This is a genomic window from Pseudomonas sp. UBA7500 (assembly GCF_002478435.1).
GTDB lineage: Bacteria > Pseudomonadota > Gammaproteobacteria > Pseudomonadales > Pseudomonadaceae > Aquipseudomonas > Aquipseudomonas palmensis.
This window is the reverse complement of the sequence record NZ_DLNW01000023.1, coordinates 109,743-117,177: the sequence shown is the minus strand read 5'-3', so window position 1 is coordinate 117,177 and position 7,435 is coordinate 109,743. Positions and strand designations below refer to the sequence as shown.

General features: G+C 64.9%; 6 protein-coding genes. 5 read left to right on the top strand and 1 reads right to left on the bottom strand.

Going from position 1 to position 7,435, the window contains the following annotated elements:
- Nucleotides 1-69 precede the first annotated feature (69 nt).
- Nucleotides 70-510, bottom strand: coding sequence for a GlcG/HbpS family heme-binding protein (locus B4I46_RS11170; RefSeq protein ID WP_286900185.1), 441 nt, complete (start codon nt 508-510; stop codon nt 70-72).
- Between the two features lie 257 nt (nt 511-767).
- Between B4I46_RS11170 and gcl the strand changes: the two genes are divergently transcribed.
- The 5 genes from gcl (at nt 768) to pyk (ending at nt 7,278) form a co-directional block, all read left to right on the top strand.
- Entirely contained in the window at nt 768-2,543 is a 1,776-nt protein-coding gene (gene gcl / locus B4I46_RS11165; protein ID WP_043859896.1) for a glyoxylate carboligase, read from the top strand.
- Between the two features lie 57 nt (nt 2,544-2,600).
- Nucleotides 2,601-3,383 carry a hydroxypyruvate isomerase gene (gene hyi, locus B4I46_RS11160; RefSeq protein ID WP_286900182.1) on the top strand — a complete coding sequence of 261 codons (783 nt, stop codon included), beginning with the start codon at nt 2,601-2,603 and terminating at the stop codon, nt 3,381-3,383.
- A 132-nt stretch (nt 3,384-3,515) separates the two neighbouring features.
- Complete coding sequence (locus tag B4I46_RS11155) at nt 3,516-4,409, top strand: 2-hydroxy-3-oxopropionate reductase (RefSeq protein WP_054915604.1); 894 nt, start codon at nt 3,516-3,518, stop codon at nt 4,407-4,409.
- Nucleotides 4,410-4,592: 183 nt separating this feature from the next.
- Nucleotides 4,593-5,873 (top strand): glycerate kinase type-2 family protein, encoded by a 1,281-nt coding sequence (locus B4I46_RS11150; RefSeq protein ID WP_054915605.1) that lies wholly within the window; start codon nt 4,593-4,595, stop codon nt 5,871-5,873.
- On the top strand, nt 5,863-7,278 hold the full coding sequence (gene pyk, locus B4I46_RS11145) for a pyruvate kinase (RefSeq protein WP_043859892.1): 1,416 nt from the start codon (nt 5,863-5,865) through the stop codon (nt 7,276-7,278). The genes B4I46_RS11150 and pyk overlap by 11 nt, the downstream gene beginning before the upstream one ends.
- The last annotated feature ends 157 nt before the right edge of the window (nt 7,279-7,435 follow it).

Genomic DNA, 7,435 nt, shown 5'->3' with positions numbered 1-7,435 from the left:
CGGGGCAAGCCCGCTCCCACAAAAAAACCAGTGATCTTAGTGGGAGCGGGCTTGACCCGCGATAGGGCCTTAAGCCGCTACCCCCGCATCCGCCGTCAACCGCGCCTCTTCGATCGCACTGATCGCGCACTGCTCGTCGATATCCGACGTATCACCGCTGATGCCGATCGCGCCCAGCACTGCCCCGCTCTGATCCCGAATCAGCACCCCACCCGGCGCCGGCACCACCGGGCTCTGGCCCAACCCGTTGAGCGCGGCGAAGAACGCCGGGCGCTGCTGCGCGTCCAGCGCCAGCAGGCGCGAGCCCTTGCCCAGCGCAATCGCGCCCCACGCCTTGCCCATCGCCACCTGCGGACGCAGCAGGCTGGCGCCGTCCTCGCGCTGCAGGGTCAGCAGGTGCCCACCGGCATCGAGCACCACCACGGTCAGCGGCGCCGCCGAGATCCTGCGGCCGGCCGCCAGCGCGCCATTCACCAGGCTCACCGCTACTTTCAAGCTCAGAACGTTCATCCAAAGGTCCTCTTGTTGTTAGAAGCCCACGTGGGCAAGTGAAAAACCAATACAACAAATAGAACACAATGAAGAATATTTTTGTATACAATAATTCACTCCATCCGACCAAAACCCGTCACAACCCCTTTTTTACGGGGTAACGACGAAAGCACCCGGTGGCGGATGAAAATGGATTGACCAGAGTCGCCTGCCGTGAATACACTCTGTCGAAAAGCAATTTGTATACAATTACAAAATCTAAGAGGCACAAAACCATGAGCAAAATGAGAGCAATCGATGCAGCCGTGCTGGTCATGCGCCGTGAAGGCGTCGACACCGCATTCGGCATCCCGGGCGCCGCGATCAACCCGCTGTATTCGGCCCTGAAGAAAGTCGGCGGCATCGATCACGTCCTTGCTCGTCACGTGGAAGGTGCCTCGCACATGGCCGAGGGCTACACCCGTACCAAGGCCGGCAACATCGGCGTGTGCATCGGCACCTCCGGCCCTGCCGGCACCGACATGGTCACCGGCCTGTACAGCGCCTCGGCCGACTCCATCCCGATCCTGTGCATCACCGGCCAGGCGCCCCGCTCGCGCCTGCACAAGGAAGACTTCCAGGCCGTCGACATCACCAGCATCGTCAAGCCGGTCACCAAGTGGGCCACCACCGTGCTCGAACCTGGCCAGGTGCCGTATGCGTTCCAAAAAGCCTTCTATGAAATGCGCACCGGCCGTCCTGGCCCGGTACTGATCGACCTGCCGTTCGACGTGCAGATGGCCGAGATCGAATTCGACATCGACGCCTACCAGCCGCTGCCGGTGAGCAAGCCGTCGGCCAACCGCGTGCAGGTCGAGAAGGCCCTGGCCATGCTCGACTCCGCCGAGCGTCCGCTGCTGGTGGCCGGTGGCGGCATCATCAACGCCGATGCCAGCGACAAGTTGGTGGAATTCGCCGAACTCACCGGTATCCCGGTCATCCCGACCCTGATGGGCTGGGGCACCATCCCTGACGACCACCCGCTGATGGTGGGCATGGTCGGCCTGCAGACCTCGCACCGCTACGGCAACGCGACCATGCTCAAGTCGGACGTGGTGCTGGGCATCGGCAACCGCTGGGCCAACCGCCATACCGGCTCGGTGGATGTGTACACCGAAGGCCGTCGCTTCATTCACGTCGACATCGAACCGACCCAGATCGGCCGCGTGTTCACCCCGGACCTGGGTATCGTGTCCGACGCCGGCGCCGCACTGGACGTGTTCCTGGAAGTGGCCCGCGAGTGGAAAGCCGCCGGCAAGCTCAAGGACCGTGGCGAGTGGCTCAAGGACTGCCAGCAGCGCAAGGCCAGCCTGCACCGCAAGACCCACTTCGACAACGTGCCGGTCAAGCCGCAGCGCGTGTACCAGGAAATGAACCAGGTGTTCGGCAAGGACACCTGCTACGTCAGCACCATCGGCCTGTCGCAGATCGCCGGTGCGCAGTTCCTGCACGTGTACAAGCCGCGTCACTGGATCAACTGCGGCCAGGCCGGCCCGCTGGGCTGGACCATTCCTGCGGCACTGGGCGTGGTCAAGGCCGACCCGTCGCGCAAGGTCGTGGCACTGTCGGGCGACTATGACTTCCAGTTCATGATCGAAGAGCTGGCGGTGGGCGCGCAGTTCAACCTGCCGTACATCCACGTGGTGGTGAACAACTCCTACCTGGGGCTGATCCGCCAGGCCCAACGCGGCTTCGAGATGGATTACTGTGTACAGCTGGCGTTCGAGAACCTCAACGCCCCGGAACTGAACGGCTACGGTGTGGACCACGTCGCGGTTGTAGAAGGTCTGGGTTGCAAGGCACTGCGCGTGTTCAAGCCGGAAGAAATCCAGCCGGCCCTGCGCAAGGCCCAGCAGATGGCCGAAGAGTTCAAGGTGCCGGTCGTGGTCGAGGTGATCCTCGAGCGCGTGACCAATATTTCCATGGGTACCGAAATCAACGCGGTCAACGAATTCGAAGACCTGGCGCTGGTCGGCAACGACGCGCCAACCGCGATCTCGCTGCTCGACTGACTGTTGTAGCGGCCCTGCTGCCCAGCGCACAGGGCCCACTTTTGCAAGGAGACAACCATGCCTCGTTTCGCCGCCAACCTGTCCATGCTGTTCACCGAGCAGGACTTTCTCGCCCGTTTCAAGGCTGCTGCCGACGCCGGCTTCAGCGGGGTCGAGTACCTCTTTCCGTACGATTTCAGCTCGGCTGAAATCAAACAGCACCTGGACAGCAACGGCCTGACCCAGGTGCTGTTCAACCTGCCGGCCGGCGACTGGGCCAAGGGTGATCGCGGCATCGCCTGCGACCCGTCCCGTGTCGAGGAATTCCGTGCCGGCGTGGACCTGGCCATTGCCTACGCCCAGGTACTGGGCAACACCCAGGTCAACTGCCTGGCCGGTATTCGCCCACAAGGCCCGGACTGCGCCACGGTGCGCAAGACCTTCGTCGACAACCTGAAGTTCGCCGCCGACAAGCTGCACGCAGCAGGCATCAAGCTGGTGATGGAGATGATCAACACCCGCGACATCCCGGGCTTCTACCTGAACACCACCAAGCAGGCGCTGGAGATCCAGGCCGAAGTGGGCAGCACCAACCTGTTCCTGCAGTACGACATCTACCACATGCAGATCATGGAAGGTGACCTGGCCCGCACGATGGAAGGCAACCTGGCCAAGATCAACCACATCCAGCTGGCCGACAACCCGGGCCGCAACGAGCCGGGCACCGGCGAGATCAACTACCGCTTCCTGTTCGAGCACCTGGACCGTATCGGCTACCAGGGCTGGGTAGGCTGCGAATACAAGCCGCTGACCACCACCGAAGCGGGCCTTGGCTGGCTCAAGACCCACAACGCGATCTAATCATCTTTCTGCCGGGACGCATTTCCTGTGGGAGCGGGCCTGACCCGCGATGCGATAGCGCGTTCACCGCCGCTATCGCGGGTCAAGCCCGCTCCCACAGGGTCCCCACAACAAATACAAGAGGCAACTCTCATGGCTAAAATCGGATTCATCGGCACCGGCATCATGGGCCTTCCAATGGCTCAGAACCTGCAGAAGGCAGGTCACAGCCTGTTCCTTTCCTCGCACCACGGCGCCGCGCCGAGCGACCTGATCGCCGCCGGCGGCGTGGCCCTGGCCAACCCCAAGGAAGTGGCCCAGGAAGCCGAATTCATCATCGTCATGGTGCCGGACACCCCCCAGGTCGAAGCCGTGCTGTTCGGTGAAAACGGCGTGGCCCAGGGCATTGGCCCGAACAAGGTGGTGATCGACATGAGCTCGATCTCCCCTACCGCCACCAAAGCCTTCGCCGAGAAGATCAAGGCCACCGGCGCCACCTACCTCGACGCCCCGGTGTCCGGTGGTGAAGTCGGCGCCAAGGCCGCGACCCTGAGCATCATGGTCGGCGGTTGCCCCAAAGCCTTCGAACGTGCCCAGCCGCTGTTCCAGGCCATGGGCAAGAACATCACCCACGTGGGTGGCAGTGGTGACGGCCAGACCGCCAAGGTCGCCAACCAGATCATCGTGGCCCTGAACATCCAGGCCGTTGCCGAAGCCCTGCTGTTCGCCGCCAAGAACGGCGCCGACCCGGCCAAGGTGCGCGAAGCACTGATGGGCGGCTTTGCCTCCTCGAAAATCCTCGAAGTGCACGGCGAGCGCATGATCAAGGGCACCTTCGACCCGGGCTTTCGCATCAGCCTGCACCAGAAGGACCTGAACCTGGCCCTGCAGGGTGCCAAGGAGCTGAACATCAACCTGCCCAACACCGCCAATGCCCAACAGGTGTTCAGCACCTGCGCGGCCATCGGTGGCGCCAACTGGGACCACTCGGCGCTGGTCAAGGGCCTTGAGCACATGGCCAACTTCTCGATCCGCGGCGACAAGTAAGCGTCAAGCGGCAGGTTTCATGCGGCAAGACCGGCAGACCGCGCATCGGTCCGCTGTCTCTTGCAGCTTGTAGCCTGAAGCTTGCCGCGCTAAAGAGCACCACCCGCCCTTGGGCCCGTCTGCACGGAGGCAGGCCCAGGGGCGTTTTCGATTCTGCAAAACAATAAGATTTGGGAGCCTGCCATGTCGGTCGATCCGCAACACTTTCTGCGCGAGCTGTTCGCCACGGCCATCGATGCCGCGCATCCACGCCAGGTGCTCGAAGCCCACCTGCCCAGCGACCGCAGCGGCCGCGTCATCGTCATCGGCGCCGGCAAGGCCGCCGCCGCCATGGCCGAAGTGGTCGAGCGCAGTTGGCAGGGCGAGGTCTCGGGCCTGGTCGTGACCCGCTACGGCCACGGCGCCAGCTGCAGCAAGATCGAAGTGGTCGAAGCCGCCCACCCGGTACCGGACGCCGCCGGCCTGGCCGTGGCCAAGCGTGTGCTGGCGATGGTCAGCGACCTCAGCGCCGACGACAGGGTGATCTTCCTGCTCTCCGGCGGAGGTTCCGCCCTGCTGGCCCTGCCCGCCGAAGGCCTGACCCTGGCCGACAAGCAGCAGGTCAACAAGGCCCTGCTCAAATCCGGCGCCACCATCGGCGAGATGAACTGCGTGCGCAAGCACCTCTCGGCGATCAAGGGCGGCCGCCTGGCCAAGGCCTGCTGGCCGGCCACGGTGTACACCTACGCGATTTCCGACGTACCCGGCGACCTCGCCACCGTGATCGCCTCCGGCCCCACCGTGGCCGACCCGAGCACCTCGGCCGAAGCGCTGGCGATCCTCAAGCGCTACAACATCCAGGCCCCGGCCGCCGTCACCGCGTGGCTGAACAACCCGGCCTCCGAAACCGTCAAGGCCGATGACCCGGCCCTGGCCCGCAGCCACTTCCAGCTGATCGCCCGCCCCCAGCAGTCGCTGGAGGCCGCTGCGGTAAAGGCGCGCCAGGCCGGCTTCAGCCCGCTGATCCTGGGTGACCTGGAAGGTGAGTCGCGTGAAGTGGCCAAGGTGCATGCCGGCATCGCGCGCCAGATCGTGCAGCACGGCCAGCCACTGGCGGCGCCCTGCGTGATCCTGTCGGGCGGCGAAACCACCGTCACCGTGCGCGGCAATGGCCGCGGCGGGCGCAACGCCGAGTTCCTGCTCAGCCTCACCGAAAGCCTGAAGGGGTTGCCCGGCGTGTACGCACTGGCCGGTGACACCGACGGCATCGACGGCTCCGAAGACAACGCCGGGGCCTTCATGACCCCCGACAGCTATGCGCGTGCCCAGGCCCTGGGCCTGTCGGCGGCGGACGAGCTGGACAACAACAATGGCTACGGTTATTTCGCCGCGCTCGACGCCTTGATCGTTACCGAGCCCACGCGCACCAACGTCAACGATTTTCGCGCCATCCTGATCCTCGAGACCGCACAACATGACGCCTGACAAGAAAGTCAAAATCCTCGCCACCCTCGGCCCCGCGACCAAAGGCATCGACGACATCCGTCAGCTGGTCGAAGCCGGGGTGAACATCTTTCGCCTGAACTTCAGCCACGGCGAGCACGCCGACCACGCCATGCGTTTCGAATGGATCCGCGAAGTGGAGCGCCAGCTCAACTACCCGCTGGGCATCCTCATGGACCTGCAGGGCCCCAAGCTGCGTGTCGGGCGTTTTGCCGAAGGCAAGGTGCAGCTGCAACGCGGCCAGGCCCTGCGCCTGGACCTGGATGCCACACCGGGCGATGCACAGCGGGTCAACCTGCCCCACCCGGAGATCATCGCCGCGCTGGAGCCGGGCATGGACCTGCTGCTCGATGACGGCAAACTGCGCCTGCGCGTGACCGCCAAGCACGCCGACGCCATCGACACCGAGGTGCTCAACGGCGGCGAACTGTCCGACCGCAAGGGCGTGAACGTGCCCCAGGCGCTGCTCGAGCTCAGCCCGCTGACCGAAAAGGACCGTCGCGACCTGACCTTCGGCCTGGAGCTGGGCGTGGACTGGGTGGCCCTGTCGTTCGTGCAGCGCCCTGAAGACATCATCGAGGCGCGCCAGCTGATCGGCGACCGGGCCTACCTGATGGCCAAGATCGAGAAGCCCTCGGCGGTCACGCAACTGCGCGAAATTGCCCAGTTGAGCGACGCGATCATGGTCGCCCGTGGCGACCTGGGCGTGGAAGTGCCGGCCGAAAGCGTGCCGCAGATCCAGCAGCGCATCATCACCACCTGCCGCCAGCTGGGCCGCCCGGTGGTGGTGGCCACGCAGATGCTCGAGTCGATGCGCTTCAGCCCGGCCCCGACCCGCGCCGAGGTCACCGACGTGGCCAACGCCGTGGCCGAGGGCGCCGATGCGGTGATGCTGTCGGCCGAGACCGCCTCGGGCGACTACCCGCTCGAAGCGGTGCAGATGATGAGCAAGATCATCCGCCAGGTCGAAAGCGGCCCGGACTACCAGGCCCAGCTGGACGTGGGCCGGCCACAGGCCGAGGCCACGGTGTCGGATGCGATCAGCTGCGCGATCCGTCGCATCAGCGGCATCCTGCCGGTGGCGGTGCTGGTGAACTACAGCGAGTCGGGCAACTCGACCCTGCGCGCAGCGCGTGAACGGCCGCGTGCACCGATCCTCAACCTGACCCCCAACCTCAACACCGCACGGCGCCTGAGTGTGGCCTGGGGCGTGCATTCGGTGGTCAACGATCGGTTGCGCCAGGTGGACGAAGTGGTGTCCACGGCACTGGAGATTGCCCAGGCCCAGGGCATGGCCAGCCGTGGCGACATCCTGTTGATCACTGCCGGTGTGCCTTTTGGCAAGCCGGGGTCGACCAATACGCTGCGGATCGAAACCCTGCTCTGATTTGATTGGGGCGGCTGCGCCGCCCATCGCGGGTCAAGCCCGCTCCCACAAGGATCACATCAGCCCTTGTGGGAGCGGGCTTGACCCGCGATGGGCGCACTGACACACCACACCGTGGGACAACAAAGCCCGAAGAGGCGCCCCACTCCACCCACCC

Bases quoted from the DNA above. Each gene is read 5' to 3' on its own strand.
- B4I46_RS11155 (WP_054915604.1), top strand. From the start codon at position 3,516: ATGGCTAAAATCGGATTCATCGGCACCGGCATCATGGGCCTTCCAATG.
- B4I46_RS11170 (WP_286900185.1), bottom strand. From the start codon at position 510: ATGAACGTTCTGAGCTTGAAAGTAGCGGTGAGCCTGGTGAATGGCGCG.
- gcl (WP_043859896.1), top strand. From the start codon at position 768: ATGAGCAAAATGAGAGCAATCGATGCAGCCGTGCTGGTCATGCGCCGT.
- hyi (WP_286900182.1), top strand. From the start codon at position 2,601: ATGCCTCGTTTCGCCGCCAACCTGTCCATGCTGTTCACCGAGCAGGAC.
- pyk (WP_043859892.1), top strand. From the start codon at position 5,863: ATGACGCCTGACAAGAAAGTCAAAATCCTCGCCACCCTCGGCCCCGCG.
- B4I46_RS11150 (WP_054915605.1), top strand. From the start codon at position 4,593: ATGTCGGTCGATCCGCAACACTTTCTGCGCGAGCTGTTCGCCACGGCC.